28 protein-coding genes are annotated in these 26,686 nt (G+C 31.8%); 4 read left to right on the plus strand and 24 right to left on the minus strand.

Features of this window, described 5'->3' with window-relative positions; genetic code table 11:
• Together HNP99_RS14055 and HNP99_RS14060 are read right to left on the minus strand one after the other, a co-directional pair.
• The gene (locus HNP99_RS14055; RefSeq protein ID WP_173854018.1) at window positions 1–195 is read right to left on the minus strand and encodes a hypothetical protein; all 195 of its coding nucleotides are present in this window, start codon (window positions 193–195) and stop codon (window positions 1–3) included.
• Between the two features lie 262 nt (window positions 196–457).
• Window positions 458–1,318 carry a helix-turn-helix domain-containing protein gene (locus HNP99_RS14060; protein ID WP_173854019.1) on the minus strand — a complete coding sequence of 287 codons (861 nt, stop codon included), beginning with the start codon at window positions 1,316–1,318 and terminating at the stop codon, window positions 458–460.
• A 267-nt stretch (window positions 1,319–1,585) separates the two neighbouring features.
• On the opposite strand from HNP99_RS14060, the gene HNP99_RS14065 reads away from it, so the two are divergent.
• Together HNP99_RS14065 and HNP99_RS14070 are read left to right on the plus strand one after the other, a co-directional pair.
• Window positions 1,586–2,149, plus strand: coding sequence for a Crp/Fnr family transcriptional regulator (locus HNP99_RS14065; RefSeq protein WP_173854020.1), 564 nt, complete (start codon window positions 1,586–1,588; stop codon window positions 2,147–2,149).
• A gap of 66 nt (window positions 2,150–2,215) precedes the next feature.
• The gene (locus HNP99_RS14070; protein ID WP_173778736.1) at window positions 2,216–2,827 is read left to right on the plus strand and encodes a short chain dehydrogenase; all 612 of its coding nucleotides are present in this window, start codon (window positions 2,216–2,218) and stop codon (window positions 2,825–2,827) included.
• Between the two features lie 75 nt (window positions 2,828–2,902).
• Here the strand turns inward: HNP99_RS14070 and HNP99_RS14075 are convergent, their stop codons facing one another.
• The 14 genes from HNP99_RS14075 to nfsB all read right to left on the minus strand — a co-directional run bounded on the left by HNP99_RS14075 (window position 2,903) and on the right by nfsB (window position 13,601).
• The gene (locus HNP99_RS14075) at window positions 2,903–3,838 is read right to left on the minus strand and encodes a helix-turn-helix domain-containing protein (RefSeq protein WP_173854021.1); all 936 of its coding nucleotides are present in this window, start codon (window positions 3,836–3,838) and stop codon (window positions 2,903–2,905) included.
• 203 nt (window positions 3,839–4,041) lie between these two features.
• Window positions 4,042–4,944: a haloalkane dehalogenase gene (locus tag HNP99_RS14080; protein WP_173854022.1), complete on the minus strand. Its 903-nt coding sequence runs from the start codon at window positions 4,942–4,944 to the stop codon at window positions 4,042–4,044.
• 21 nt (window positions 4,945–4,965) lie between these two features.
• The gene (locus tag HNP99_RS14085) at window positions 4,966–5,664 is read right to left on the minus strand and encodes a DNA alkylation repair protein (protein WP_173854023.1); all 699 of its coding nucleotides are present in this window, start codon (window positions 5,662–5,664) and stop codon (window positions 4,966–4,968) included.
• Window positions 5,665–5,739: 75 nt separating this feature from the next.
• A complete protein-coding gene (locus HNP99_RS14090) occupies window positions 5,740–6,714 on the minus strand; it encodes an SDR family NAD(P)-dependent oxidoreductase (RefSeq protein ID WP_217424427.1) in 975 nt (324 codons plus the stop codon).
• Window positions 6,715–6,755: 41 nt separating this feature from the next.
• On the minus strand, window positions 6,756–7,199 hold the full coding sequence (locus tag HNP99_RS14095) for a nuclear transport factor 2 family protein (RefSeq protein ID WP_173854024.1): 444 nt from the start codon (window positions 7,197–7,199) through the stop codon (window positions 6,756–6,758).
• A 68-nt stretch (window positions 7,200–7,267) separates the two neighbouring features.
• Complete coding sequence (locus tag HNP99_RS14100; protein ID WP_173854025.1) at window positions 7,268–7,903, minus strand: SDR family oxidoreductase; 636 nt, start codon at window positions 7,901–7,903, stop codon at window positions 7,268–7,270.
• Window positions 7,904–7,919: 16 nt separating this feature from the next.
• A complete protein-coding gene (locus HNP99_RS14105) occupies window positions 7,920–8,660 on the minus strand; it encodes an SDR family oxidoreductase (protein WP_173854026.1) in 741 nt (246 codons plus the stop codon).
• A 23-nt stretch (window positions 8,661–8,683) separates the two neighbouring features.
• Entirely contained in the window at window positions 8,684–9,085 is a 402-nt protein-coding gene (locus tag HNP99_RS14110; protein WP_173854027.1) for a hypothetical protein, read from the minus strand.
• 9 nt (window positions 9,086–9,094) lie between these two features.
• Window positions 9,095–9,757: an NAD-dependent epimerase/dehydratase family protein gene (locus tag HNP99_RS14115; protein ID WP_173854028.1), complete on the minus strand. Its 663-nt coding sequence runs from the start codon at window positions 9,755–9,757 to the stop codon at window positions 9,095–9,097.
• Window positions 9,754–10,086, minus strand: coding sequence for a TfoX/Sxy family protein (locus HNP99_RS14120; protein ID WP_173854029.1), 333 nt, complete (start codon window positions 10,084–10,086; stop codon window positions 9,754–9,756). The genes HNP99_RS14115 and HNP99_RS14120 overlap by 4 nt, the downstream gene beginning before the upstream one ends.
• Window positions 10,087–10,092: 6 nt before the next feature.
• Entirely contained in the window at window positions 10,093–11,037 is a 945-nt protein-coding gene (locus tag HNP99_RS14125) for an alpha/beta fold hydrolase (protein ID WP_173854030.1), read from the minus strand.
• Between the two features lie 344 nt (window positions 11,038–11,381).
• Complete coding sequence (locus tag HNP99_RS14130) at window positions 11,382–12,284, minus strand: hypothetical protein (RefSeq protein WP_173854031.1); 903 nt, start codon at window positions 12,282–12,284, stop codon at window positions 11,382–11,384.
• Window positions 12,285–12,295: 11 nt separating this feature from the next.
• Entirely contained in the window at window positions 12,296–12,919 is a 624-nt protein-coding gene (locus tag HNP99_RS14135) for a putative quinol monooxygenase (RefSeq protein WP_173854032.1), read from the minus strand.
• Window positions 12,920–12,947: 28 nt separating this feature from the next.
• A complete protein-coding gene (gene nfsB / locus HNP99_RS14140) occupies window positions 12,948–13,601 on the minus strand; it encodes an oxygen-insensitive NAD(P)H nitroreductase (RefSeq protein WP_173854033.1) in 654 nt (217 codons plus the stop codon).
• 225 nt (window positions 13,602–13,826) lie between these two features.
• Here nfsB and HNP99_RS14145 point away from each other — a divergent pair, with 225 nt between their 5' ends.
• On the plus strand, window positions 13,827–14,213 hold the full coding sequence (locus HNP99_RS14145; RefSeq protein WP_108739734.1) for a winged helix-turn-helix transcriptional regulator: 387 nt from the start codon (window positions 13,827–13,829) through the stop codon (window positions 14,211–14,213).
• A gap of 314 nt (window positions 14,214–14,527) precedes the next feature.
• Here HNP99_RS14145 and HNP99_RS17885 read toward each other — a convergent pair whose 3' ends face one another.
• Together HNP99_RS17885 and HNP99_RS14160 are read right to left on the minus strand one after the other, a co-directional pair.
• The gene (locus HNP99_RS17885) at window positions 14,528–14,836 is read right to left on the minus strand and encodes a hypothetical protein (protein ID WP_463671062.1); all 309 of its coding nucleotides are present in this window, start codon (window positions 14,834–14,836) and stop codon (window positions 14,528–14,530) included.
• Window positions 14,837–15,190: 354 nt separating this feature from the next.
• Window positions 15,191–16,552, minus strand: coding sequence for a response regulator (locus HNP99_RS14160; protein WP_173854035.1), 1,362 nt, complete (start codon window positions 16,550–16,552; stop codon window positions 15,191–15,193).
• A gap of 982 nt (window positions 16,553–17,534) precedes the next feature.
• Here HNP99_RS14160 and HNP99_RS14165 point away from each other — a divergent pair.
• Entirely contained in the window at window positions 17,535–17,900 is a 366-nt protein-coding gene (locus HNP99_RS14165; protein WP_371810474.1) for a winged helix-turn-helix transcriptional regulator, read from the plus strand.
• A gap of 632 nt (window positions 17,901–18,532) precedes the next feature.
• Here the strand turns inward: HNP99_RS14165 and HNP99_RS14170 are convergent.
• The 6 genes from HNP99_RS14170 to HNP99_RS14195 all read right to left on the minus strand — a co-directional run bounded on the left by HNP99_RS14170 (window position 18,533) and on the right by HNP99_RS14195 (window position 26,528).
• A complete protein-coding gene (locus HNP99_RS14170; protein ID WP_173854036.1) occupies window positions 18,533–19,507 on the minus strand; it encodes a hypothetical protein in 975 nt (324 codons plus the stop codon).
• A gap of 126 nt (window positions 19,508–19,633) precedes the next feature.
• Window positions 19,634–20,782, minus strand: coding sequence for a hypothetical protein (locus HNP99_RS14175; RefSeq protein ID WP_254596870.1), 1,149 nt, complete (start codon window positions 20,780–20,782; stop codon window positions 19,634–19,636).
• 90 nt (window positions 20,783–20,872) lie between these two features.
• Window positions 20,873–21,445 carry a Crp/Fnr family transcriptional regulator gene (locus HNP99_RS14180; protein ID WP_173854038.1) on the minus strand — a complete coding sequence of 191 codons (573 nt, stop codon included), beginning with the start codon at window positions 21,443–21,445 and terminating at the stop codon, window positions 20,873–20,875.
• Window positions 21,446–21,740: 295 nt separating this feature from the next.
• Window positions 21,741–22,910 (minus strand): winged helix-turn-helix domain-containing protein, encoded by a 1,170-nt coding sequence (locus HNP99_RS14185; protein ID WP_173854039.1) that lies wholly within the window; start codon window positions 22,908–22,910, stop codon window positions 21,741–21,743.
• A gap of 353 nt (window positions 22,911–23,263) precedes the next feature.
• The gene (locus tag HNP99_RS14190) at window positions 23,264–24,499 is read right to left on the minus strand and encodes a 5'-methylthioadenosine/S-adenosylhomocysteine nucleosidase family protein (RefSeq protein WP_173854040.1); all 1,236 of its coding nucleotides are present in this window, start codon (window positions 24,497–24,499) and stop codon (window positions 23,264–23,266) included.
• Entirely contained in the window at window positions 24,486–26,528 is a 2,043-nt protein-coding gene (locus HNP99_RS14195) for a phosphoribosyltransferase (protein ID WP_173854041.1), read from the minus strand. Before HNP99_RS14195 ends, HNP99_RS14190 begins: the two co-directional genes overlap by 14 nt.
• Window positions 26,529–26,686 lie beyond the last annotated feature (158 nt).

Consider the following 26,686-nt stretch of genomic DNA (forward strand, 5'->3'; position numbering starts at 1 on the left):
CTATTTTGATTTAAAAGCTGCTAATTCTTTTTCTAAAGCTTCTGCTTTTAATTTGAATTTTTCCATCGCATTTTTTAATTGACCAACTTTTTTTAGTAATTCATCATTTTGAATAGCTTGATAAGTTATTTCTCCGTTGGCTTCTTTAATTTTTGAATTTCCTCCACATGTTGGGCAAACTGCTACTTGACTCATAATTTTTAATTTATTTTATACAAAATTGCATCTATATAATCATTTTATAAAGGTAAATCCTCGGTTAAAAATGGTAAATATAAGCCTTTACTTTTTTTACTGTAATAATTTCTATTTATCAGGAAAGACGCCTCAGACTAAAAATAGGCAGGAAGATTTTTAAAATTGCAGTAGAATAGGGTGGGGGGGACTGATTTGCTGAAATCAGTAAAATCTACGGGCTAATTTTTAAGCAAACGACACACAAATTGGTGAAATTGGGCTATGATAAAGTTTTGAATTCTTTAGGAGTGAGATCTGTATGTTTTTTGAAGAATTTAGTAAAATTGGTTACCTCATCAAAACCAACTGCAAAGGCGATTTCTTTAAGACTAGTATTGGAACTCACCATCGCTCTTTTGGTTTCGAGAATTACAAAATCGTCTATGAAATGTTTGGCGGTGTTCAAGGTGAATTCTTTGACTACTTGGTTTAAATGTTTGGTCGAAATAAATAATTTATTGGCGTAGTCTTTTACGTTGCGAGTGCTTGTATAATGGGCTTCAACCAAGTTTTTGAACTGAATAAAAATAGCGTAATGGTTTAAATTGTTATTTTCTAAGGTATCATTGAATTCTCGTTCCAATCGCAATAAATACAAGTTGAGCAAAGCGGCAACAATATTTTCTTTGGCGTACTTATTTTCGTTTTTTAGCTCTACGATTAATTGGTCCAAAAAGATTCTATTTCCCGCTTCATTACTAAATATAGGCGACGAAATATGGTAATTGTACAAATGCGAAATCATATTTATCGAAGATTTCGAGAAGTGACTCACCACAAAATCTTCGGTAAAAATGATCAAATAGCCCTCATATTTTGCGTTTTTCTGAAAAGCATGTACTTGTCCTTTCGCAATTTTAAGGGCTGTGCCTGCTTTTAAATCGTATTCTTTTAAATCTATTTGATGGGTACCAAATCCTTTAGTTACTAATAATAAAGCAAAAAAGGATATGCGGTGCGGTTGCGTAGGATTGTGATCGACAATATCGGGCATTCTGGCAAATAAATCGGATAGATTCAAAAACTCAAAATCTTTTGATTTCTCGACACTATGAAATGATATATTGGGAATATTTTTCAACCGCTATTTTTTTTGCAAATTACTAAAAATTTTTGCGTTTTGGAATAGTGGAAAAAGAAGAATTCATAAAAGGTTTTGAAAGTTGCTATTCGAAAAGATAATTGACTACTTCCTATATCAACAATAGACTTTTGGCCTTTTCGATCCCATAAAATGAATTAAAAGGAGGTGGTTTGATGGATTTTGCTAAATTGTGCCCAAATTGAAAAGAGAATCAACAGTTCTGTTACATTCGATTGGGAAAAACATAAAAAAACAAGGCTTAAAATGGAAGAGTATCTACAAAAATTTAATCTATTTACCAGTCAAGAAATAACACAATTCTTAGCTCTTTGTGAATACAAAACGATAAAAAAGAATGATTATTTCTTGCAACAAGACGAAATTTGCGACAATCTATCTTATGTGGTTTCGGGAATTTTTCGGTCTTTTTATTATTCGAATGCTGACGACCAAATTACCTATTGTTTTACTTTTCAAAATAGTTTACTAATGGCGTACTCTTCGTTTATATCTGGAAACAAATCTCAGGAAAACTTGCAAGCTATTTCCAATTCTGAGATTATTTCGATCCCAAAAAAGAAGTTGGAAGAGTTAGCTAAGTCAAATACTAAATGGTTGGAATTTTTAAGAATCATTGCAGAAAATGAGTATGTTGATCTTGAGAGTTGGATTTTTAACCATCAAAAAGATAAGGCACAGCAACGTTACTTAGATTTATTGAACAAGCAACCCAAATTAATACAAGAAATACCTTTGCAACACATTGCTTCCTATTTAGGAATTACCCAAAGACATCTAAGCCGCATTAGGGCCAATATTACTTATTAGACAAATGTCCTAGTCCTATTCTTTACGTCCTTCATAAATTTGCATATAATTTAAAACAAAAAATATATGAAAACAATAATTTTAATAGGAGCAAAAGGAAAAATGGGTCAAGCAGCTTTAAGCGGCTTAGGAAAACACAAAGTAATCACTGCAGGACGTTCGGCTGCTGATTACGATTTTCAAGTAGACATCACAAGTGAGGAATCTTTAAGAAAGTTATACAAAGATGTAGGCCATTTTGACGCCGTAGTAAATACTGTTGGAGTTTGTGAATATGCTAATTTCACTGAAATGACCGAAGAACAATGGATGACTACCATTATGAGCAAAATGATGGGGCAAATTAATCTTGTACGTATTGGTCAAGAATACATTGCTGATAAAGGTTCGTTTACGCTAATTACAGGGATTTTAAATACAAAACCAATTCCGTTTGCAATTGCCGATGCAACTACAAGTGGCGCAATAGATACGTTTGTTAAATGTGTTGCTTTTGAAATGCCTCGTGGTATTCGTATCAACTCTATAAATCCAACGGTTCTAGAAGAAGCTTGGGATGTATATGGTGAAATGATGCCTGGATTTGAACCCGTTCCTGGTAGATTAGTAGGGAAAGCTTTTGAGCGTTCAGTTGATGGTTTCATCACTGGTCAAGTACTTTTTGTTGATGCTTATTAATCAATATTGAAAATAGAAAAAGGCGTTTGATATTTTAATCAAACGCCTTTTTTTTGTTTATTTTAAATTTTAGGATCAATTCAACTGCTTGCGATACGCCACAGGAGTTTGTCCTGTTTTGCTTTTGAATAATCGGCTAAAGTATTGCGGATATTCGAAACCTAAATTAAATGCTATCTCCGAAACGGAATTATTCGTATTAATCAATAAATTTTTAGCCTTTTCGATCATATAAAAATGAATATGGTCTTGGGTATTTTTACCAGTTTCCTTTTTCAATAAATCACTCAAATAACTGTCCGAAAGATGCAATTTTTTAGCAAAATAATGCACCTTAGGCAAGCCATTCAAACGAATGTCTTCCGACTCAAAATAGCTCTTTAGTAAACCATTGAACTGACTAAGAACCGTTGTGTTTTGGGACTTTCGAGTCAAAAACTGCCTGTTGTAAAAACGTTTTATATAATTGAATAACAGTTCGATATTCGAAACCAAAACATCTTGACTAAACTCATCTAGGTTTGCGCTATACTCTTCTTGGATTTTTAGAACAATACCATTTAGCGTTTGCTTTTCTTTATCCGAAATATGAAGCGCTTCGTTGGTGTCATAGCCAAAAAAACCATAGTCTGTCAATTTTTCCATTAATCCAGAACCACGTATTATATCCGGATGAAAATAAAGTGACCAGCCTTCCATTTCGCCTTTCTCGGATATATAATCGATCTCAATTACTTGATCTGGTCCTACTCCAAATAGTGCTCCTTCGGTAAAGTCAAAATAGTCTCGACCGTACTTAAATGCGTTCGAAGTTTTTGTTTTTAAAGTAATATTATAAAAAGGGACACTCACTTTTTTATGCACCACTTCATCAGTAAAAGCAACTTTGGACAAATCTAAAACAGTAATTAAAGGATGACATGGTTTTTCATATTCTAAAACATCATGCAATTGACTAATCGTTTTAATCTTAAAAAATGTGCTTTTACTTTCTTCCTTTTTGTTTTCCATTTTTACATTGTATAAAGTTAAAGCCTTTGGGGCTATAAGGTATTTGCGTTAACAGCAATTAATGATTCTCGGTTTATAAACAAATATAGAAGAAAAGAACAAAATTGTAAAACTTGCTCTAAACTGCTATTTTCATATGTAGTTGTAAGCTGTTATTTTCAATTATAACAGAAAAGCTTAAACTAAAATCTAGATTTATCTTTTTATTTATTTAGTGTTTTTTTATACCAATCTACAATACCTTCTCCAATTTCGTGTGGATGCGATTCTTGTAGATAATGCTTTCCTTCACCTAAATCTACTGCCGTAATATTTTTCCAAGTTGCAGCTATATGCTCACCTAATTCTCGATTAATTATTAGACCTGGTTCTGCATAGAATAACAACTTAGGAACGTCAGAATTTTTGTGGTATTCATTGTATGAATTAACAATGTCTGTAGTGAATTTTGGAACACCATCAAACGAAATTTGACTAGGCCACATAAACAGTGGTTTACGGCTCTTTTCTTCCAAATAAGGCGCTCGGTAATGGTCCATTTCTTCTTGAGTTAATTCTCTGCCCGCCATCATGGGTAGCATAGCTTCAATAAAGAAGTTGTTTTTAACGATCATATCATGTCCTTCTACAGGGTCACGAAATTTTTTGAATAGTGCTTCGGTCTCTTTAGTCGTATTTTTCCAATAAGAAACTTGAACCATAGCTTCAAAAAACACAATTCCTTTTACATTTTCTCTATGCTGATTGGCATAATTGAAACCTAAACCAGAACCCCAATCTTGTATTACTAGAATGACGTTTTTTAGCCCTAACTTTTCAACAAATGCATCTAAATAAGCAATATGATCTTTTAATGTATAGTCTATATCTGGCTTGTCAGATTTACCCATTCCAATAAGATCTGGAACAACTACACGACCTAAGGCACTTACATACGGAATAATATTACGCCATAAATAACTTGATGTAGGATTACCGTGTATTAGTAAAAAAGTATGTTCTGAATTTTTATCTCCTTCATCTACATAATGCATTTTAGAATCTAATACTTCTTGAAATTTAGACTCAAAAGGAAACGCTGCTGATATCTGTTTTTTGTTTGTCATATTTTTTTACTTTTTAAATTTTTAAATTGAACTTTTGCGGTTTAAAACTCTTCCCACTTTTCTAATTTCCTTCAGTTTTTCTCGTTTTGTTTTATCCCATTTTTCCGTACCTGCACTATATCCATAAGCACAAATTTTAGTTGCATTTTCAAATAGAAATTCTTCCTGCTCTTTAGGATATATATTTCCTATTTCTCTAAGTGTCCAACCTACTCCTTTCTCTACATAATAAGCTTTGTCAGAAATTAAAGGTGCTACCAAATCTATAAGTACTTGAAAAGGTAAATAGTGTTTTCTATGTACGCTATAATAAAGTAAACCTACTATGCTTTGTCTTCTATGCCATGGGTTTTTAGAAGTATTCCATTTTTTATACGTTGGCAAAATTAGTGCTGCATCATATTCTACTAATTGCGCATATATTTTTGAAATACTATCACTAGTTTCCCAACGATTAATTTTGTCTTGCCATACTTTAATCGTCGACCAAGAAGCAAACATTTCTTCTTTGTTTCTAATATGCTCCTCCAAGAAATACAAACAAAACATTTCTGTTCTGTACTCTTGAGTATTTTTCCAAATAAAATCCCATATCTCTAGTTGTTCACTAAAAGTTAAAAGGCTAAAACTAAAGCCGGCATTAAAAGCTTTCCTTTGTAAAGGAACGGTTTCACCTGCTTTAGAAGTGATTGTTTCTATTTCTTGAAGATAGTTTTGCATATTATTATAAAATTCTTGTAGGAATGGCTTCTTTCGCTAATGTAGATTTAAAGAAATGACCAACCGTTTGTGATTTTATATTTTAAATTCCCCAACAGCTTTTTCACAACCATTCCAATTGATAGCTACATTAGATTCATCAAAAAGTAGTTCTTCTGGTTCTAACAAATTAGGAAAACCACTTACACCTTCAGTTGGTCCATAAAAATCACCAGATTTCGCTTCTTTATCCATAGCCGCTCTAATAATTCCAGCCGCACCATCTTCTGCAGACTGTGCTTGGCTCATAACTCCTCCGTTAACATCCATTCCACCTGTTTTAGATGAAGTTGATTGAAGGTTGGTTATTGCTACTCCAGGATGCGCTAATAATGAAATAATATTTTTAACGTTAGCTTCTGAAAGTTTCTTTTTTAAACCATATGTAAAAGTTGCGTTTGCCAATTTACTTTGGTGATAACGCTCCCATCTAGCACCTTGAAAACTTGCATTTTCTTCCTGTGTGCCATTGCCTCCTAAATTACCTCCATTTTTTTCAAAATATGCAGATTCTAATGGTCCACCTAATCTAGATATCGACGATTGGTTTATAATTCTAGCTTCACTACTGTTTTTAAGCAAAGGATATAATTCTTTGGTTAAAAGAAAGTGTGATATGGCATTTGTTTGCATCTGAACATCATACCCATCTTTAGTCGCTTCATCTTTTACAGCCATAATACCTGCATTATTGACTAAAACATCAAGAACATTATATTCCGATTTAATTTTTTCTGCTGCTTGTTTCACACTTTCTAAATCTTGCAAATCGCAAGCTATAGCTTCAAATTTACCGTTTGGAACTGCTTCGGTTAACTGCTTATACGAATTTTCTGATCTTGCACTTGTGCGATTAAGCAATAGGACTGTAGCCCCTTTTTTAGCAACTTCTCTTGCGAATACAAATCCGGTACCACTTGTTGTGCCTGTAATGGCAACCACCTTATTTGTCATATCTTGAGCATGTTCTTCAAGTACTTTATTAAGGTGTATTGTTTTATTTTGAGTCATAATTTTTTATTATTTTTAATTCTTATTTTTAATTCTTATTATTAAGCTCCAAGTACATTAGCCACGTTGAGTCTTAAACTTTTAATACGCCATCCATTTTTTGTTCTAACATAGTCATTATCATAACTAGCAAGCATACAAATTACTTTTTCACCATCAATAGCTGGAGAAAAAAGTATCCATTTTGCAGTAGCTTTATCTTCATTAATTTCAATAATGGGGTTCGTAAAACTATGAATGAAAAATTTATTTTCTGCATCAAAAGATGTAAAGGATTCCATTATTTCTTTGTGTCCATTAGCTAGCACTCCAGCTTCTGGGGCTTCCCATAAAGCATCTTCCGTAAATATTTCAGCAAGCTTCTCAATATACATTTCCTTTCCATTCCAACCTTTATCTACATAATGACCGTAGGTAGCCTGTAGTGTTCTTATAGCTTCTAAATCTTCTAATTTTTGAATTCTTTGTTCTAATGTATTTTCCATTATTGTATTTTTTTATGAATTCCACAGGTACTAAACTCTTGTTTTGTACCCAAGGAAATACTAGTTCATTAACTTAGAGATTCTCTAATAGATTCTTCTCCGCTAAATAACTCAACTGTTTTGCCTTTTGTAGCGTTATTTTCTAGACAATACGCAATTACATTAGCGACATCTTCTCTAGGAATGACTAGCTCTTTAAAATTTTCAGATCTTGTAGTTCTAATTAAACCCGTTGCTTTTTCATTGATTAAACTACCAGGTTGTAAAATCGTATACGCTAAACCACTTTCTAATAAATAATAATCGGCAAAATACTTCGCTACTAAATATGGTTTTAAGTCAGATACAAACTCGTTAGGATCACCAGCACCCAGACCACTTACCATAATAAAATGCTGTATATCATTTTTTATAGCATAATCAACAGCCTTTTTGGCTGCCCATAGATCTATTAAAAGTGTTTTATCGTAACCTGTATTACCTCCAGAACCAGCACTAAATACTACTTTATCGCAATCTTTAAAAGCGTGTTCAAAATCGTTTTCAAGGTCTCCAACTACAATTTCTGCACCTAGTTTTTCAAGTTCTTGCCCCTTCTGTTCATTACGAACCAAGGCAACTACAGGATTTTCTTCTTTGAGCAATTTTTCAACAAGCATTTTGCCTATTTGCCCACTTGCTCCTATAACTAAGGTTTTTTTCATAATAGATTTTATATCATTAAAATTCCTGTACTGTTGGACGAATTACCAACTCATTAATATCTACATCATCAGGTTGCTCAATAGCATAAGCCACTGCTTTAGCAATAGAAATAGCAGGAATAGCATCTTTATATACTTGTTGAACAAACTGAGATGTAGCCTCGTCTGAGCTTCCTAGTTGCAATTCAGAATCTATTAGACCTGGTGTAAGTATAGTGGTTCTAATGTCCTTACCTACTTCTTTTCGTAAGCCTTCACTAATCGCTCTTACGGCAAATTTAGTCCCACTATATACGGCTCCACCTGGGCTCACATTTAATCCGGCTACGGAAGCAAGATTTATAAAATGACCTGATTTTTGTTTCTGAAATTCTGGTAATGCTGCAGCAATTCCGTATAACACCCCTTTGATATTTACGTCAATCATGCTGTCCCATTCGTCTACTTTAAGAGCAGCTAATGGTGCTAATGGCATAATACCCGCATTATTTATCATTACATCAATTTTACCAAAACTATCAATTGCCATTTTAACCAATGCTTTTACATCATTAGCTTTGGTAACGTCTGTTTTTAAAACTTCAATCGCTCCTCCGCTTTTTCTTATTTCATCAGCTATTACTTCTAATTTATTTAATCTACGAGCACCTAAAACTATTTTGGCTCCTTTTTCTGCTAAATAACGAGCTGTAGCTTCTCCTAATCCACTACTTCCTCCTGTAATTACTACTACTTTACCTTCTATATTATTTTTCATCGTATTTGATTTTTAAGTTTTTTTTAATTTGTTTTTCCTACTATTAATTTTGAAAATGGTATTCCAGTAACTTTTACACTACCAATTATGAAGACAATTGCTAATACTAAATCCATAAATGAGATAGCCACCATTTCTGTAGCGACTCCCTCAAAATTTGCGGAAGCATATTGCACCAACGAAAACCCTATAAGTCGAACTAAACCATTCCAAACAATAATAGACGCTCTATTTTGAATATCATTTGAAGCCCAAACAAGTGCTGCTCCAGCAAAAAGGATAAAAGAACCTGTTACAGCCCCCGTAATAAAAGTGTCTGCTGTGGTATTTGACAGCGCCTGATAGAACATTCCAAGACCAATTGGAAAATTAAAAATACCTGTAATAAGGACTAATTTTTTAAACATGTTGTTTGAATTTTTCATTTTATTTTATTACTTTTTTGCTAATTCATTAACCTGTTCATTTTCTAAAAGTTTGTTGTCGGTTCCAAAAAGAACGCTATTAATCATAGCGAGACCAACGTTGACACTTGTGGTGTTATTTTTCTTTTTTTCTAAAAGTCCAAAAAACGGACGAGCGATAAAATAGAATGCATTTACCCAAGCAGTTTTGGATTTCACCCCTTTCAAAGGAAGAATTACTTGAAGTCGAAACATATAAGCATCTTTAAAGCCCATATTCAGAATCATATTCTCGGTTTTTCCTTTTACACGGGCCCACATCAATTTTCCTTTTTCGGTACTATCGGTTCCTTCACCAGAAACATAATTGAATACCATTTGTGGATTACTAGCATAAAGCGTTTTAGCCAAAGCTTGGGTAATTCCATAAGTAAATTGATAGTAATCTTCCTCTTTCATTCCAATTGAGGAAACGCCCATGCAATGAAAACAAGCATCATACCCTTGCAATTGATCCTTAATAGCTTTGAAATCGAAGAAGTTTTTATGAATAACTTCTTTCAATTTTGGATGCTGCATTTGCAAAGAGCTTCGGTTTATGACCAATACTTCTTGAACATTTGGAGATTCTAAACATTCTATTAAAACGCCTCGTCCCACCATACCCGTGGTTCCTGTTATAATTACTTTCATTTATTATTTTTATTTTTTTGAATTTCTAAAGAGACTTTAGCCCAAGCAATAACTTGGTTAGCATCTTCCAGAATTTCGATAGGAACTTCATAAAAAGAAGCGACCACACTGTTATTTTTAAAAAGTTTTAAAGCTTCAGAACCAGCTGCTAGATAGTCCGCTTTATTGTTTTCATCTACTTTGAAATAGAGTACTTCTTTTGAAACAATTCCGAACATCAATTCGTCTGCATACAGACCTATACAACCGAACATTCGTTTGCAATGAATCATTTTCCAATTGGACAATTGATCCAAAATAAAGTCTAAATAATCAGTTGAAGCAGCCATTTGTATTTATTTTGATTCTAAATTTTTCAGCATTCTTCGTAAAGATAACACAAAACTCTCGGGACTATCTTCTTGTGTAAAATGACCCGCTTCAGGAAGTAATTGCACGGCTGCATCAGGAAAAATAGAACGCCATTTATCTTGAATCTCTTTAGAAGCAACAACGTCATCTTTTAATCCGAAAATAAGTTCAACAGGCTTTTCTTGAAGTGTGCTTAATTTCCCTTCTAATTCTTCAAGCCAATCAGCTGCCAAGGTAATTTCTGCCGGAAAAACAGCGGTTCCTTTTCTAGACTCTTTGGTTGGAAAAGCCATTGAATATGCATCTGTAATGGCTTTGTTACTGCTTGATTTGGAATTAATCGAGCCTTGCATTAATGTAGTTGCAAAAAAGTTTTCGTCTATAATTTTTGCTTGCATTTCTGGCGTTCTCATGTACATGGAGAATTCGACCATTTTACCTTCCGCTTTCCAAGCCCAAGTATTGCTTATCACAACTCCCAACACTTTATCAGGATTACTAGTAGCAACAGATAAACCTGTTGGACCTCCCCAATCTTGAACAACAATAATAAACTTATCTAGTTTTAAATGTTCAAAAAGAAGAGCACTAATCCATTGTGCATGCTCTTGTGGCGTAAAACCATAATTTGCTGGTGTGTCCGAAAAACCAAAACCAGGTAAATCATAAGCGATTACTCTAGCTTCACCAGAAAGTTCTTTAATAATATTTCGATTCAAAAAAGACCAATCTGGGTTTCCGTGCGTCAATACAATCGGAATTCCTTCGCCTTCATCAATATAATGCATAGAAACTCCGTCTCTTTCGAACCAATTACTTTGAAAAGGATATTCCGTTTTATCCACTATAAAAGGTCGCTGCTTTTTGTTGTTTCTATCTCTATTGAAAATTACCGGATCAGGTATTTGAGTGTTTATTTTGTTTTCCATGGTATTTTTATTTAATGTAAATGGTTATTTCTTTGCTGATTTTATAATTTAAATCTATAAACAAACGCTAACAATTTGTCTAGCACAAAGATAAGCAACACTATAGACTCAAAATTTATACTAATTCTTGAATGTTGTATACTTTTTAAGGAACGCAGTTGCAACGCTGTAATCTAGATCGTATTTAATTCACTACGAGTTAGTTACTGTATAATAGTAATTCATCATTTACCGATAATAAAAAAGCTGAGACTATTTTTGTAATAATCTCAGTGCTCACGATGTAATTGAATTTTGAAAATCGAATTCGGAATTATACTTTAGGGATTGGGCTATTAAGTTGATTATTTTTTTTGATATAACATTTTTGCACTTCCTAACAGGTAATTTCTCCATCCAAAATTAGGATAGGCTTTATCCATTTTCTGAATGAATTCTTCTTCATTCTTAGCCGAAGAAAGTAGTCCTTTCATTTCTTTAAGATAGTTAATTTTAAGGGTCACATCTCCCGAAGTTTCCGGTGCACTGTGTGAAGAAAAATAGGTGGTATAGCCTTTTTCTTGAAAAGCAGTAAGCTCTTTAATTACCGTATCTATAAATTTAGTATTGAAAATCATAGTATGGTTGTCGTGCCCAACCATATGTAAGTGAACCGCCTTTATTTCTGGCATTTCTACATCAAAACCAAAACCGGTAGGCGTAATAATAAAAGGAATCCCTGAAATCTCTTGAGCTCCCGCCTTTAATAAATCGGTTGGTACAATTGTAGTTTCGTCAAGATCTTGTCCTGAGACTTTTTTCAAGACAGATAGCGATTCATTTCCGGAATTCTTCATATAATCCAAAGATTCTTGATTAGAATAGATATGATTGAATTTTAGCTTGTCAGTATCAAAAAAGTGCTTTCCAATTAAATGATACGAAACCATTACATCAATATCTTTGTAACCCAAGCCAACAATATAATCCACTAGTTCCTTGTAATTATCTTTCATTGGAGGAGTCTCTATTAATACCCCTTTTCCCTTCTTTTCGATAAAAAAAGCGTGAGTATTAAAAAAGCCTTTCGTTTCATAAACGTGAACTTTCGTTTCTCCGTAATCAAAAATTTGCATAGTACCCTTTTTCAATTGCACTGCTTTTATATTTTCATTAAAAGCTCGCATACTTGGTTCTTGAGCTGAAACATTCTGAATTCCAAATGATACTATAAATCCGTAAACTATTGCTGTAATTATATTTTTCATCTTTAACTAAATTATATTTCTGTTACAAAATTCATGTATTGTTTTAAATCTCCATCTACCGCTTCCTCCAATAATTTTCCTGTTTTCATGGCGTACGGTTGATGAAAATGAATGTCCCAAACATCAGATTCTTTTCTCCAATGCTCATAAACAGCCAAAGTATCTTCTTGCCCATCAACAGTGTATAAATCGAACAGGATGTTTCCTTCTTCCTCTTTTCGAGTGTTGGTAATATGATCTTCAAATTGGGCTAGAATTTGCTTTCTATAAGCTGGATCGAACTTAAAGATGAAGAAAATGATGAACAGTTCGTCATCTGCATTTGCAGATTTAGAACGATCTGGTAACGGGTTTGTATCTCCTAAAAAATAAAAATCGGGTGCCGTTGCCAAGGCTGTTTGGCCTATTTGCATTAACTTTTGCGTATGAGGCTCTTTGTCATGAGATTCGATGGCTGCTTTGTCTGCCCAACGTTCGTACACAAAAAACACATTGGAATCAGCTTTCGATACAAAAACTTTAATTTCGTGATTTCCAGCTTCTTTTTGTGTTGCCGCTTGCGCTTCTTTTAAAGTTGCTGCAAAACTAGTTGCGTGTTCTGGTTTTGCGGTGAATTTTACTATGGTGCTTTTCATGATGTTTTTTTTTTGATTTAAAAATTACTTATAAGATGGTGATTACTTCTTCCTCTGAAAATCTAGATTTTGGAAGGCTTGCATTAAAATCAGTATCTTTTCTATATCCCAAAGACACTACAGCTAAAGCAGTATATCCTTTTTCACGTAAACCAAACTCTTCGTCTAAAGCTTTTACATCTACACCTTCCATTGGGCAAGCGTCAATTCCTAATGCAGCAACTCCTAATAAAAGGGAACCCATATTTAAATACACTTGTTTTTCCATCCAATGTGGTGAATCTTTAAGGTCGTATTTATGAATATCTGCAAACAACATACGCCCACCGTGCATTTGGTCTTTAAATTGTTGAGCCGCAAAACGACCGTCTTTATCTTCTTGTTCTAAAATGCTATTCATATAGGCATCGTCTGCATTTGTGCGCGCTGCAATAACAATTACGTGAGACGCATCTAAAACCTTTGGTGTATTAAAATGATAGAAACCTTGAGTTCCTTTTGCAATACGTTCTTTTCCTGCTGCAGTGTCTGCAATTAAAAAATGCCAAGGTTGTAAGTTTACACTTGAAGGGCTCAAACGCAATACATCTTTTACTTGTTGGAAATCTGCCTCTGAGATCTTTTTAGTAGCATCAAATTCTTTTACTGAGTAGCGGTTGTTCAAAATTGTAGTTAAGTTCATGTTTTTATATTTAGTAGATTATTTATACTATCATTTTTATAGTGGCAAAAGTATGTATAGTTTACAATGTACACAATAACGGTCATAAAGTATAGTATAAAATAAATTTTTAACTAGCTATATTTCAATTGTTTAAAAAATAAAAATAAACTATAAAAAATATAGTTGCACACTAATAAATAGCGTTATATATTTGCACATTATAACATATATAAATAAGCAGTTATGGACAGAAAAGAACTTTTCGAAAAAAAGCCAAAAATAAAGATCAACGACAAAATATCGTGGTGTCCTACTAGTGCAGCAATGGAATTAATAGGCGGGAAGTGGAAAAGTGTAATCCTTACTCATTTGATTAGTGGCACGAAACGCTACAACGAATTACGCAAAGAAATTCCGGGAATCACGGAGCGAACCTTGAGTTTGCAACTCAAACAATTGGAAGAAGATGATATCGTGAACAGAAAAGTTTTTACCAAAAAACCACCTTTAAAAGTAGAATATACCTTAACCGAATTTGGTCAAACTCTCGTTCCTATTTTAAACCTTATTATCGAATGGGGCCTTATGGCAGCAGAAACCAAAGGAGAGTTTGTTTTTGACGAAGAGTAACTATTTGGGAAGCGTTAAATATGCTCTTGCCTAACTATTGTAAACAAAAACAAAATATTTAGGATCGCGTACCATCTCATGGCTCGTAAAAAAGATTTGTTGCTGTCTGTGAAAAATGATTTAATCCAACATCTGAGCAAATCTACCTAGTTTGTCATTCTGCAAGAATCTTACACACGCATACACAACGAGCATTCGCAATCAGGGGCATTGCGGGGAACGTGGCAATTACGTACGGTGCGTCAGTTTTTATTGAGTTGCAGATTTGATTTTAAAGGACTATTATTGGTACTTGCTACTATCTAAAAATGGATTTAGCTACTGCAATTGTCAATAGGAATGGGGGGCAAAGTAGGGAACGATTTGCAGTTCATTCGACTCAATGGTGCTGTTGTTGGTGGTTTGGTTGGTATTCTAATTGCTGTTGTTAAACTGGCTTTACGATAAGTTAAAAGCTTGTTGGTACTGTTAAAAGCATGAAAAACACAGTCGGCATTAGGTTTTGCTTTCAATGAACTTCCATCTAGTTTGTCTCGCTGAAAGTGGATATGCAAATAAAAAGTGGAGTTTAAGTTAGGCGAGATTTTTGTAATTATTTGATTGTTAAATTCCTTTATTGTCATATATTCTAAAGCTGAATGTCTTCTTTTTTGATTAAACCATACTTCAATTTATTCAAAAACTTAAAGTTTCATTTGTTCTTTAGATATCAGCTTATTGCCGTAAATTAATTTTGTTTTTAATGATTTAAAGAAATTTTCAGCTACTGCATTGTCTCATCAATTTCGTCTATTAGCAAAAAGTATTATGGTAAAAGATTTTCGCAAATCAATCGCGTTTTAAACCGCTAAGAAATAAAAAATAGAGAAACCTTCTTGTTTTTCATTTGAATAATTTATTAATACCCTTATGTTTAAATTCGATGCAGCCTAAACAATGATTATTCGAGATTAATCGAGTAATGATTTTGTTTTTATTTAGAGTGTTTTAGGGTTGTATTGCTTAAGGATTGTTTTTAATAAAGCATTAATTTCAAATGGTTTTGTTACAAAATCATTCATACCTGCATTCATACATTCCGATAATTCTTTTTCTCCTACATTGGCAGTTAATGCGATAATTGGTATGTTTTTTTTGTTTTCATCTTCAAGCTTTCGCACGTGACTGGTAGCGGTCATACCATCCATAACAGGCATAATAACATCCATTAATATTAAATCATATTGGTTTTCTTTAATTAGATTTAATGCCTCAAGACCGTTTTTTGCAGTAGTAAAATGACAGTTCTTTAATTTGTTCTTTAACTGTTTTTCTAAAACTAATAAGTTTATTTTATTGTCGTCAACCAAAAGAATATGTATTGCCGTGTCTTGAAAACTATTTTCGATTTTTGCTGAATTAGTGGCATTATTTTCTATAACTGGCAATGGGATTGTAATATAAAATGTCGTGCCTTTATTTGGTTTAGAATCAAATTTAATGCTTCCGTTCATCAGGTCAATTAATCCTTTAGAAATGTTTAATCCCAGTCCTACACTGTTTGTGGAAGTATTTGAAGTGGCATATTTTTTAAAAAGTTTTTCGCCTAGTTCTTTATCAAATCCTTTTCCAGTATCAGAAATAGTAATTTGAAGTTCGAATTTATTCTTGTTATCTGGATCGTAATTTCCATTTACCAGCATTTTTACCGATCCTTTTTTAGTGTATTCGATGGCATTATTTAAAAGATTCAAAACAATTTGATTGATTCTGTTTTTATCTCCATAAACAAAATCAGGAATGTTGTTTGCAGTTTGAATTTCAAATGTTAAGCCCTTTTCTAATGCGAGTCTTTCATTCATTTTGAATAATGAATTTAAGGCAATACTTAAATTAAACTCTGAATATTGTAAAGAGAAAACACCGTCGTTTAGTTTGGTAAAATCTAATATGTTATTTACTAAAGCTAATAGATGATTAGAGGAATAGTCCATTAGTTCCAAGAGGTCTTGATCTTCCTCACTTTGTATGTTGTTTTTTAATATATCTGAAATTCCTTTAATTGCGTTTAATGGAGTCCTTATTTCATGACTCATTATTGCAAAAAAAAATTCCTTATTAATTTGTAATTTCTTCAGTTCTACTCGAGATTCTTCTAATTCAAGATTTTTAGCTTTTAAGTCATCTATAACGTATTTTACTATGTTTGTTTTTGCGGTAAGTAAAACAATCATAAAGATCATCATCATTAATACAATAAAATAAAAAAATAGAGTGGTAAAATTATTTTCAAAATATTTTGCATTTCCATAATCGAATCCAAAGAAATCATAATACAATATAATTGATACAATTGCCACTATAAAGAGGCATAAAAATAATAATAATTTATAATGCCGAATTATGATAAGTAAAACGATAGGCATTAAATAGAGTAAAACAATAACACTAAAAGATTTTCCATACAATAAAAAAGAAAATGTATAATAAACTAATATAAAAAAAACGGATACTATCGCTTTTTGATTAAAACTAAGGCTTTTTGAATTTGAAAAGTACAAAAACAAGGCGATAATGACTAAGCTACCCCAAGCAGAATAGGTTAGTTTAAAGTAAAAAAGGAATGTGGTTACAATTAGAAATTGTATCGCAAAAAAAATAAAACTAAATTTATTTATTTTACTAAACTTATACATGTTTTTAGCATTTGTAGAAGAGAGGGTACTGTTCATTTAGAAATATTTAGAATATAGGTGATGTGAATCGGTTAGTACACTTTTTTTTAATTACATTTCTGTCTGTAAGATGCTAAAAAAAAGTGTAAAATAACTACTTTTAATTGTTTTATTTGGGCAATGGGAATTTACCTCTAAAATTATATAAAATATTGGTAAATAAAATCTTATTTTAATAATTATTTCAAAAAACATATCGCTTTAACCAATCCTGTCCGAAATAAAATTAAGGCATACGAAAGCCTACCATTTCATTGAGTTTAGGTGATGAAATGGTAGTTTTCTAAAATTGAACCCCTTGTATGTCATCCTCTAAGATCTTCTTAGTAGCATCAAATTCTTTTACTGAGTAGCGGTTGTTCAAAATTTCGTTTAAAATCATAATTTTAAATTTAGTTGATTATTTATACTATCATTTTTATAGTTGAGAAAGTATGTATAGTTTTCACATTGTGCAATAACGGTCAAGAATTATAGTATAAAATAAATTTATAACTAATTGTAAATAAATTATTTGTAAAATAAAAATAAACTATAAAAAATATAGTTGCGAACTAATAAATAGCGTTATATCTTTTCGCATTATAACATATATAAATGTGAAGTTATGGACAGAAAAGAACTTTTCGAAAAAAAGCCAAGGATAAAAATCAACGACAATATATCGTGGTGTCCTACTAGTGCAGCAATGGAATTAATAGGAGGGAAGTGGAAGAGTGTGATCCTGACCCACTTGATTAGTGGTACCAAGCGCTACAACGAATTACGTAAAGAAATTCCAGGAATCACGGAGCGAACCTTGAGTTTGCAACTCAAACAATTGGAAGAAGATGATATCGTGAACAGGAAAGTATTTACAAAAAAACCACCTTTGCGAGTAGAATATACCTTAACTGAATTTGGTTTAACGTTATCTCCAATTTTAAATTCAATTGTAGAATGGGGACTTATGGCTGCAGAAACCAAAGGATAGTTTGTTTTTGAAGAATAACGATCTAGGAAGCGTTTAAATAGGCACTTCCTTATCATTCTAAACATAAAACAATATATTTAGGATTACATATCATCTCATGCTTCCTAAAAAAAAATATTGATTACTAGGTAAAATGACCTAATCCAACACCTGAGTAAATCCACCCAGTTTGTCATTCTGAAAGAATCTCACACACGCATGCACAACGAGCATAAGCAATTTAGGTCATTGCGAGGAACGCGGCAATCACGTACGCTGCATTACTTTTTATTGATTTACAAATTTGGTTTTGAACAATTGTTATTAGTATTTAATGTAGTCTAGTAACGGATTTAGTTTGCGGGCACAGAATGTAATTCTGCGCTAACAAATTGTTGAAACTGCTATCATATCTATGCAGTCGGGGCCAGAAAAAACCTGAAAGAATTTTCCAAATACACGAGAACCCTGGAATTATATATACATGGTGTTGGCCGCAGTTTCTATTTTTCTAATTATTATTTCTATTAGGCCTTTCTTTCAAATATACTTTTGTTTATGATTTTATTTTTTTAGAATTAAAAAAAATAATCCTTTCATAAAAAATGAAAGGATTATGATCGTAATTGTTTCATTATAATAATCTACTTCTATTAATTTAAATAGACTATTTCGTGTAGGCCATCTGTATGATACGTTTTTGTTTCACCATTTCTTGTTACAATTAACTCTTCTTTTGCAGTATATCTATAAGCATCTTCACCTTTAGCGATTTCAGATTTCTCTATCATTACAATCTTTTCTAGTTTAACATTTGCAATAAAGCTAAAATCCCCTTTAGATCCTTTTAATGTAAAGTCTTTAGCAAAGGTATATCCCATAGTTTCTTCGGTCATAGTCGCATTAATAACACCCTCAGTTTTGCTTATATGGTTTGGGCCATCAAATGCATCTGTAGGTGACATTATTAAACTCTTTTCATCCGTAACTAAGGCCACAGAATTAGCAATTTCACCATCTAAACCTATCATCATTGAATAATCAATTGAGATGGCTGGCGTATGAATTTTTCCCCAATACCAATTCTTAAACGCACCTGCTAAACTTTTCTCACCCCAGTTATGGTCATGATAGCCAATACCCTTAACTTTAATAGCGTCTCCTCCTTTGTATAATTCTCCTTCTATTGGTCCGGAAGGAACAGCTACTGTCCATCCCATTGGAACCGGATATCCTTCTGTTGTAAATGGGTGATTCTTTTTCTTTAATTTTAATTTAGCACCATACCCATCAATCATAGTATAAAGCTCATAATAATCGCCACAATCTTTACAATACTCTTCACCAAGGGTAACATCACACTTTTCATAACTAGTGGATACATCCTCCTCTTGGTATAATTTTATTTTGCTGATTTCTGGTTGCCCGTGCGGATATATATTTAATCTAACAGACGGTTGTCTTGGGTTTAATCGAGTATCTTTAAGAGAATACATGACTACAAAATGATCTCCATTGTCAAAATGTGCATCAAAGTACCACCAATCAAAAGATTCTTCTCTGTTTGTTACTGGAAAAGCAATATGTGTTGCGTCTGCTTTTGTGTAATTAATTTCTTTTTTTTCCATAATATCTAGCTTTTAAATGGTTGTTATAGTTTTATCTTGTTTAAGATATTAATTTTTAGATTTATTGTGTTAAGTTATTGAATAGAAGTAAAAGTCCTATGGTTTTTATACACGGTTTGCAGTCTATTATTTTCCAACAGGATTCCCAAAATACATTAATTCCCAAACTGCTTTATTACTGGTGTACTTCTCTATTAAATTACCTGATTTGAAAACTCTTATTTCTGCTTTTCCAGTAAACCTAAAGTATGCAGGATCGATACTTGTAAGCATTTTTGCAAGTCTATATTTAAGCCCATGACCAACTGATGCCGCAATTAAATCTACTTCAACAATAGTGTTTTTTCTATAAAGTGAATATTCATATCTATATTCACTTTGAGGGTCCTCATAAATAAAAATTAAATCGTCACTTACATCTTTTTTTAATGTTGAATGCTCCTTACCATACGTTCTATATAGGGTTACTAATTCACCATCATCAACAACTGTTTCGCCATCCTTAGAAATATTAAAAGTAATTATATTGTCATTATTAAATTCTTTTTCAGATATCATTTCTGAAGCAATTACGGTATAAGGGCCAACTTCAGCTCTGGACCAATACCAATGGTTGAAAATTTCCATCATAGAGACATTTCCCCAATTATGGTCGTGGTAGGCAGAACCAGCTGTTTTTGTTGTTACACCTTTGTAATTGTATTCCATTTCCATTTCACCTTGAGGTACAGGCACTACCCAATTGAATTCTTTGCTTTCGTCGGCACCAAATACCATATGTCCTGTTTTTGGTCTCCAGCTTTGCGTAGTTCTTTTTATAACGGCTGTTAAGTTTATATCTTCATTTTCTATATGAATTTTATATTCCTTTAAGTTTCCTACTACATAATTATTACCCATCTTAACATTGCACGAATCTTTTGAAGCAAAGAAATCTTCGGGGTCACAGTAAAATTTTTCTGATATTTTACTGCCGTCAGCTTTATCTATACTAACTGTTAAGTATGGATTAAAAGGTTTTTTTATGTCGGTCATAAACTTGGTGTAAAACGTTATGACAACAGTACTGCCATCTTGTAAATGAGCATCAAAATACCACCATTCGTAGCTTCCTTTATCGCCAGAAGTTCTCATTCCGTCTTCCCATTTTTCAGGAATATTACCTTTTATTAAGTTTCGTTTATTATAGTCGTCACTAATTTTTGCTAATTTTTGACTGAATAAAATAGTAGAAAAAAAAAGTATTATAAGTGTAAGGCTAATTTTGATTTTCATATCCATTTGAATCAAGTTGTAATTTATAGTTCTTGTATACCACAAAAATAAATATTACTGATTCGAGTTTTATGAAACTAATTTCATGTTTTAACTAGTACGTTTTATTTTACTTAGCCATTGGGGCGTAACCCCCATAAATTCCGCTATATATTTAGATGGAACATTTTTAGTAATTGGATTGTGTTTTTCTAGAAGGTAGCTGTATAATTTATCTTTTGGTAGACCTATTAGTTTGGACTTTATTTGATTTATAAAAATGAGAGCTTCTATAATATGCGTATTGCAAAATTTATCAAAAGCGTTATGTTTTGAACTCAATCTTTCTATTGTATTTCTATGAAATGCAATTACTTCAGAGTTTTTGAATGCTTTTATTTGCGTATCAGAAGGCTCTTTTAAAAAATAACTTTCTGGTTGAGTAATAAAAGGATGATAATTGTCAATATGGAACGACGTTGTTCTAAAATTTGATTCATTATCATCAAAGTACTGACATACAAATCCACCTTTGATTACTATGTAGATATATTTACTATATTCTCCAACATTTAGAAGATTTTCATTTTTTTTGATTTCAATTTGCTTACCGTTCAAATTGATCTCTTGAATTAAATCTTCTGATAGACCGTATTGAATAGCATGGTTTATAAGGTTTTTCATTTTTCTTTCATTTTCATTTACTTTTTTTATTTCATCATTGCTAATTTCAATCTCCGAAAGAATATTAAGTTGTTTTTGGAATCAAATTTGATAAAATATTGGACTATTACAAAGAAAAGTTATATTTTATTGCAATTTTCCTATATATAGCAATTTTCTCTATTAAAACTTTGAAAAGAGGAAACCACGATGAAACCTAGCTTACTAATCTTACAAAAAAGAAGGCTCTTCGTCCTCTTGAATTACCTAAACTTGTTTATTGATATCCCATATTAGCGAAAGTAGAGCGGGTAATTTATTGCAGCGAATCAAGTAACGCGCTTGGTGTCATTTTGTGAATTTTTACCTCTGAGCAATCATTAAAACTTTTGAATGCTGCTATCTCTTTTGAAAAGGCAACTTTAAACGCATCATTAAAAGAAAAATTTTCTTCAAAAAACAAATGATGTATATGAAGCGTTGCACTCTTTTTATCGGCCTTACAATCCATTCTGGCCACTAATTTACCTTTCCATAATAAGGGTAATGAAAAATAGCCGTATTTACGTTTCGCTTCGGGAGTATAACATTCAATTTTGTATTCAAAATCAAATAAGTGCTGCATGCGTTTACGCTGAATCAATAAATTATCAAAAGGAGATAGAATTTTCAGCTGACTTTTGATAGGGGTATTTACCAAATTCAAAGTATCAGGAAAGGCGTAATAGAGTTGTCCGTTTACATTTAGTTGCACTAATTCATTGTTTGAATGCATCTCCTTTAGTTCGAAAGCGACAACTGTTTTGGTGTTTTTAAGTAAATAAGCAATTTCACTCGCTTGACCAATACCATTGGCCCTTAAATAGCTTGTAATTAAAAACCGGATATATTCTTGCTGACTAGGACTATTAGTATCAATGTTGTTGGGTAGGACGCGTTCCGTTAGGTCATACACTTTATGAAAATTCTTCCGACTCGAAATCATCAAATCGCCTTGCATAAACAAATTCTCTAAAGCTTGTTTTGCGGGTTTGCTTTGCCATTCTCCCAGTTTAGCCTTGTGTTCAAAGTCTTTTGCCATTAAAGGTCCTTCGTTTTCTATGCGTTTTAGTATAGAATCCATTAGTTTGACATCTTTCTGAAACCAGTGGCTTTGTTCGTTTTTTAGAAAAGCCTCTTTACGGGGAAGCGAATACTTATAATCGCGCATGGGCAGATATGCTGCAGCATGCGACCAATATTCGAATAGTTGTTTCGATTCAATTAAGGTATCAATATGAGATAGTTCGTATTCAGGATTTCTATTCCATAACGTATGATGATGGGCACGCTGAATAGCAGATATGGTATCTATTTGCACATAACCAAGATGTTCAATACTGCCCAGCGTAGTATCTATCGCCGTTCCTGTTACTATATCTGGCAAAAAACGTTGAGAAAGCAACACTATCTTTTGTGCTTCTGATAGGGAAAGTATTTCTTTCATAGTAGAATTTTACTTTGTTGTATTTTTTAAATCTTGTAAGATATAGAAAAACATTCTAGTTTTGACTCATAAAAGCACACAACATAAGTCAAAGCAAATCTATCTAGTTTTTCATTCTGCATGAATCTCACATTCGCATACACAACGAGCATCCGCAACCAAGGTCATTACGAGGAACGCGGCAATCACGTACAGTGTGTTACTTTTTATTGAGTTGTAGATTTGATTTTAAAGGTTTATTATTGGTGTTTTCTGTGGTATAGTAACGGATTTAGTTTGCGGGCACAGAATGCAATTCTGCGATAACGAAACCTATGAACTTACGACAAAGCCGCGCAGTTGGGTGCCTATTTTTAAATTAAATCATTTTCTAAAATATATTTAACAAACATTGCACTGCTCCATGCTGCATATGGTTTTGCTCCATCAGTTTTATCTTGAGTATTGTCCATTACAGACTTAATAATTAAAGGTATTGTTCTTCCATTATTAACCAGTTCACAAGCTCGAGCTACGCCATAACTCTCCATTTCTAAAGCAATAGATTTTCTATCTATTACGCTTATTTTCTCATCAAAATAACCTTCAATATTAATAACTTGTCTTACACAAGCAATTGAACCAAAGTGTATATTTATTACCTTTTTATAAATAATATCTTCGTCTCTAATAAAATCAATAATATTTTGTTTTTTACGTTTAAATTCAGTGATTTTTGAACCATCTGTATTTGAACCCTCAATTTCATTTTTAAAACCTAATTTATCAATTTTACCTTTATCGATTGTGAAAACTTTGCTAGCCACAACTACATCTCCAATACTTGTGTTTTTAGGTTTACCACCTAAAACACCTGTCATAATAAGGTATTTTGGATTAAATCTTAAAATCAATTCTGTGGCTAAAATTGAAGCATCGATCATACCCGTTTCTAATTGTGAAGCATATACAATTTTCTTAGATTCTTTCCCTTTAAAATGACCATATTCTATTAAATGTTTTTCATTTTCAATCTTTCCTTCTGTTTTAATAAATGGTAATACCTTTTCCATCTCGTCTTCTTCCAGGGCGGTAATAATTGCATAATCACATTGTGGGTATGTACCACTCTCATTATTCACTACAGCCTTTGAATCCATTTGTATTTTGTTATTTAAACTTAGAAAATCTTTAATTTTAATAGCTTTACATCTATCTGCTTTTAATTCATCTCTAACTTCATGATATTTACATATTTTTTTTGATAGGAAATCAATGTATTTATTTTCGAGCATTAAAGCTTGAATTTGCTCTTTTTTATTACCCTCAGAAATAAACATATAATCTAAATCAGGATGTTTATCAAGAATGCCTGATCCTTTAAATTTAGATATTCCCTTCAAATTATCAGTTTTGCCAAATACGTGTACTACTAAAAAAAAGTATTCGTCATTTTCTAATTGACTCTTTATTACATTTTCAAACGTAATATAATTGTTTACACAAAAAAATCTTTTAATAGTATAACCTTCATCGCCCAAGAGTTCTTTGGAACTTTCAAAATTTATTTGTTCGTCAAAAACGATTAAGTTGATTTTATTTGTTTCCATTTATTTTAAATTTAAGTATTTGTATAAATTGATTTTCAGATTCTTTCTTTATGTATGTGAATCCATAAATACTACTATCAGATAGATTTGAAAGGCATCTTGTTCCTTCTCTAGTGCTATTTGAATAATCTTTTGGTCTAATATCATTTTTTAAGATTACTAAAATATTATCATTCTCATTGTGAATTTCAATTTCAATTTCATTTTCTAAAACACTATGATTAACCATGTTTTTTATAATTTCTTCAATAATCAGATCTTTACTAAATTTTTCAGGAATCGAGCATTCAGAATCTGAAACTAATAACTCATTGTGTCTAGTTTTTAATTTTTCGTTTTTTAGACCCATTATTAAATGGTCTACAAAATCTTTTAAATTTGTAGTACAATTTGATATTAATTCATAAAACAAAGAATCTTCATTTATTTCTTCTTGTATTTGTTTAATGTTCAAATCCATTACTTCTAATACTTCAACTTCTTTAAAATCCACATTTATAAAATAAACAAAATTGTTAATAAATCCGACCCTACTTCTAACAGATAAATTCCCTTCCTCAATCTTTTTTTGAAGTTCAAAATATGGGTATGGTGTTAGAATATCGGGAAATGAACTTGTGAAATTTAATATGGGAGTTGTGAACTCCGTAATATGCATCCACTGCTTTTTCATTTCTTTTATATCTTCATTTAAAAGCTTTTCATTTTTGTTTATGGTTGCAATTAATTTCCCTATTTTACTACTAAACTTACTAACATAATGGCCAAACTGTTGTTTTTTAGAATGTAAATCTGGTTCTTGTTGTTTCTTATAATGAGCTTGTAAGCTTAATAATTGTGACGTAAAATTCCCTCTAGATGGTAACGTTGAAATAAAATTGGAGTATTGCTTTAAAACATCATAATGGGGTGTTTTTAAATCAATTAATTCCGCAATAATTTTTGTTAATTGTAAATCATATTTGGAAGTATTTAATGCGGTTTTATTTAAAGGAAAATATTTAGTTAATTTATATAGTACATAATCAAGTGAAGATTCCTTAGGCTCAGTAAAATCTATTAGTTTAATGAAATTTTCTTTTGTTAATTCCTTTATCAACTTATCATCCTTAAAAACGATAAAAAATAAATGTATAATATCTCTTTTATCCCAATTATAAGCTTTATGTTTTTCATAAGTATTAAAAGAATATAATAAAAATTTTACAAATTTCTCTACTAAAGAAACTACATCTGGCAGTATTAAAGCGAGTTTATCATAAAGATATGGTTCATATACAAAGCAAGCACATATTAGCTCAATTTCCTTATATCTATTTTCTTCTTTAAGTTGTTTATCTTGACTATATTTTTTAATAAACGCATTAAAATATTCAAAACTTTCTTGGTATAATCTATATCCAATTACTTTTCCAATTTCTTCACGCCTCTTTATTAATTCTTTTTTAGGAATTAAATTAGTCCCTTTTATTTTAGGAAGGTATTTGTAGTCTTTGAAGTTTTTATCTTTTGGTTCTATTTCTGCAAGAACCCTTTTAGCAATCCTTTTAATATTGTTGGGTGTATTAGAAATATTGATTAGTTCTTTTAACCAGTATGTTTCTTTGCTAAGTGGATTACTATCTAGATAATATGTTGGGATATGCCAATGTGTAACAAAGTATATCGATAAATCAACTGACGTATTTTTTTGAACATTAATTGAAGAAAGCCTAGAGAAAAATTCTCTTTTATGGTCATTAATTCTTCCAATGAAGCATAACAAGATTATCTCTTTAGCATTGTAGAAAGAAATTTCATCAATCATTTGGATTAAAGAATCTCCTGTAGAGGAACCGTCATCAATTATCAGACATAAATTATTATCAACTTTTGAAGAGAGGTGTTTTGAATTATGTGGAAACCTCCAACCTTCAGCTGTATTTATTCTATCCATTTCGATAACCTCTATTTTATCATTACCTAAACCAGTCTTTAAATTTGTAAAAAAAATGTCAGATTTAATTCCTGATTCTCTTGGATAAAACACTTGAACTTTTTCTGATTTAAGATTAGACCTGTTAATCTTATCAAATGTTTTTTTAAGTAGATCTCACTACTATCCGAAAGTCTGAAATTAAAAATGCCTGAGAATCCCTTATTTTTGTTTTGCGAAAAATAAAATAATTTTATGGGACTCTTCAAGCG

The sequence above is a fragment of the Flavobacterium gelidicaeli genome (assembly GCF_013294005.1).
GTDB lineage: Bacteria > Bacteroidota > Bacteroidia > Flavobacteriales > Flavobacteriaceae > Flavobacterium.

What these genes read in the sequence shown, in the direction of transcription:
- HNP99_RS14135 (WP_173854032.1), bottom strand. Translation starts at nt 12,919, where the DNA reads ATGAAAAGCACCATAGTAAAATTCACCGCAAAACCAGAACACGCAACT.
- HNP99_RS14065 (WP_173854020.1), top strand. Translation starts at nt 1,586, where the DNA reads ATGGAAGAGTATCTACAAAAATTTAATCTATTTACCAGTCAAGAAATA.
- HNP99_RS14130 (WP_173854031.1), bottom strand. Translation starts at nt 12,284, where the DNA reads ATGAAAAATATAATTACAGCAATAGTTTACGGATTTATAGTATCATTT.
- HNP99_RS14125 (WP_173854030.1), bottom strand. Translation starts at nt 11,037, where the DNA reads ATGGAAAACAAAATAAACACTCAAATACCTGATCCGGTAATTTTCAAT.
- HNP99_RS14110 (WP_173854027.1), bottom strand. Translation starts at nt 9,085, where the DNA reads ATGAAAAATTCAAACAACATGTTTAAAAAATTAGTCCTTATTACAGGT.
- HNP99_RS14070 (WP_173778736.1), top strand. Translation starts at nt 2,216, where the DNA reads ATGAAAACAATAATTTTAATAGGAGCAAAAGGAAAAATGGGTCAAGCA.
- HNP99_RS14170 (WP_173854036.1), bottom strand. Translation starts at nt 19,507, where the DNA reads ATGGAAAAAAAAGAAATTAATTACACAAAAGCAGACGCAACACATATT.
- HNP99_RS14120 (WP_173854029.1), bottom strand. Translation starts at nt 10,086, where the DNA reads ATGGCTGCTTCAACTGATTATTTAGACTTTATTTTGGATCAATTGTCC.
- HNP99_RS14185 (WP_173854039.1), bottom strand. Translation starts at nt 22,910, where the DNA reads ATGAAAGAAATACTTTCCCTATCAGAAGCACAAAAGATAGTGTTGCTT.
- HNP99_RS14055 (WP_173854018.1), bottom strand. Translation starts at nt 195, where the DNA reads ATGAGTCAAGTAGCAGTTTGCCCAACATGTGGAGGAAATTCAAAAATT.
- HNP99_RS14105 (WP_173854026.1), bottom strand. Translation starts at nt 8,660, where the DNA reads ATGAAAAATAATATAGAAGGTAAAGTAGTAGTAATTACAGGAGGAAGT.
- HNP99_RS17885 (WP_463671062.1), bottom strand. Translation starts at nt 14,836, where the DNA reads ATGACAATAAAGGAATTTAACAATCAAATAATTACAAAAATCTCGCCT.
- HNP99_RS14180 (WP_173854038.1), bottom strand. Translation starts at nt 21,445, where the DNA reads ATGAAAAACCTTATAAACCATGCTATTCAATACGGTCTATCAGAAGAT.
- HNP99_RS14090 (WP_217424427.1), bottom strand. Translation starts at nt 6,714, where the DNA reads ATGACTCAAAATAAAACAATACACCTTAATAAAGTACTTGAAGAACAT.
- HNP99_RS14145 (WP_108739734.1), top strand. Translation starts at nt 13,827, where the DNA reads ATGGACAGAAAAGAACTTTTCGAAAAAAAGCCAAAAATAAAGATCAAC.
- HNP99_RS14115 (WP_173854028.1), bottom strand. Translation starts at nt 9,757, where the DNA reads ATGAAAGTAATTATAACAGGAACCACGGGTATGGTGGGACGAGGCGTT.
- HNP99_RS14175 (WP_254596870.1), bottom strand. Translation starts at nt 20,782, where the DNA reads ATGAAAATCAAAATTAGCCTTACACTTATAATACTTTTTTTTTCTACT.
- HNP99_RS14085 (WP_173854023.1), bottom strand. Translation starts at nt 5,664, where the DNA reads ATGCAAAACTATCTTCAAGAAATAGAAACAATCACTTCTAAAGCAGGT.
- HNP99_RS14100 (WP_173854025.1), bottom strand. Translation starts at nt 7,903, where the DNA reads ATGAAAAAAACCTTAGTTATAGGAGCAAGTGGGCAAATAGGCAAAATG.
- nfsB (WP_173854033.1), bottom strand. Translation starts at nt 13,601, where the DNA reads ATGAACTTAACTACAATTTTGAACAACCGCTACTCAGTAAAAGAATTT.
- HNP99_RS14095 (WP_173854024.1), bottom strand. Translation starts at nt 7,199, where the DNA reads ATGGAAAATACATTAGAACAAAGAATTCAAAAATTAGAAGATTTAGAA.
- HNP99_RS14190 (WP_173854040.1), bottom strand. Translation starts at nt 24,499, where the DNA reads ATGGAAACAAATAAAATCAACTTAATCGTTTTTGACGAACAAATAAAT.
- HNP99_RS14080 (WP_173854022.1), bottom strand. Translation starts at nt 4,944, where the DNA reads ATGACAAACAAAAAACAGATATCAGCAGCGTTTCCTTTTGAGTCTAAA.
- HNP99_RS14075 (WP_173854021.1), bottom strand. Translation starts at nt 3,838, where the DNA reads ATGGAAAACAAAAAGGAAGAAAGTAAAAGCACATTTTTTAAGATTAAA.
- HNP99_RS14165 (WP_371810474.1), top strand. Translation starts at nt 17,535, where the DNA reads ATGGACAGAAAAGAACTTTTCGAAAAAAAGCCAAGGATAAAAATCAAC.